General features: G+C 58.0%; 1 protein-coding gene. It reads left to right on the top strand.

Translation table 11 applies throughout. From position 1 onward, the window contains the following. On the top strand, window positions 1-995 hold a 995-nt coding region (locus ABJK56_RS19660), incomplete at both ends, for an amidohydrolase family protein (RefSeq protein ID WP_347246392.1).

Here is a 995-nt window from a genome sequence, read left to right as displayed (position 1 = left end):
TTCTGGATGCCCGGGGGCGCTCGGTCATTCCCGGACTCATCGACGCTCACACACATATATTTGATTGGCTATATAACGTTGATGAGGCGGTGCGGCACTCGATTAAGCACGGAGTCACCACGATAATCACCGAGACGGAGGACATCTACTACCAATGCGAGCACAGGTGTTTCATACCGATGCTGGAATCCATCGGGGGCCAACCAATAAAGATCTACGCAACGATCCCTCCCATAGCAACGTACGACGAGTACTCGCAGGGTCTTCCTGAAGATCTGTTCGACAAACTGATCGGCAATGCATTCGTGCTGGGGCTCGGTGAGAGTTACTGGCAATTCGTGGTGGGGAAGGACGAGAGAATACTGCGTCTGTACTTGAAGGTGCTCTCGGCTGGAAAGTCCATCGAGGGACACTCAGCCGGCGCTAAGGGAGCCAAGCTGGCCGCCTACGCGGCCATTGGCACTTCCTCCTGCCACGAGCCCACGACATCGGAGGAGTTCTTGGAACGCCTCCGGATGGGGATGCACGTTATGATAAGGGAGGGCAGCGTTAGGAGGGACTTACCGGGTGTCCGCGGGGCCCTGTTAAGCGGCGTGGCGCTGGATAACGTTAGCTTGGTCAGCGATAGCGTCAGCCCCACGGACCTGATTAGGTGGGGTTACATGGATGCCGTCGTGCAGGAAGCCATGGATCTCGGGGTGGATCCAATCGATGCTATCAGGATGGCCACCCTGAATCCCGCCAGGCACTTCAGGCTGGACACGCTAACGGGGAGCCTAGCCCCCGGCAGATGCGCCGATATAGTGTTGATTCCCAGCATCAATAAGGTGAAACCGGACGTCGTTGTGAGCAACGGCAGGATCGTGTTTTCGAGCGGCTCAATAATCGTGGAGCCTGCGAGGCCCCAGCTGGATGGTTGCCGCGGATGCCTGAAGCTTCCCGAACGCGTCACGGCCAGTGACTTCAGGATAGTCGCCCCCGGCGATCGCGTGACG

Origin of the sequence: Thermogutta sp. (assembly GCF_039793925.1) — a bacterium.
In the GTDB taxonomy this organism is placed as follows: domain Bacteria; phylum Planctomycetota; class Planctomycetia; order Pirellulales; family Thermoguttaceae; genus Thermogutta.
This window is presented reverse-complemented; position numbering and strand designations above follow the sequence as displayed.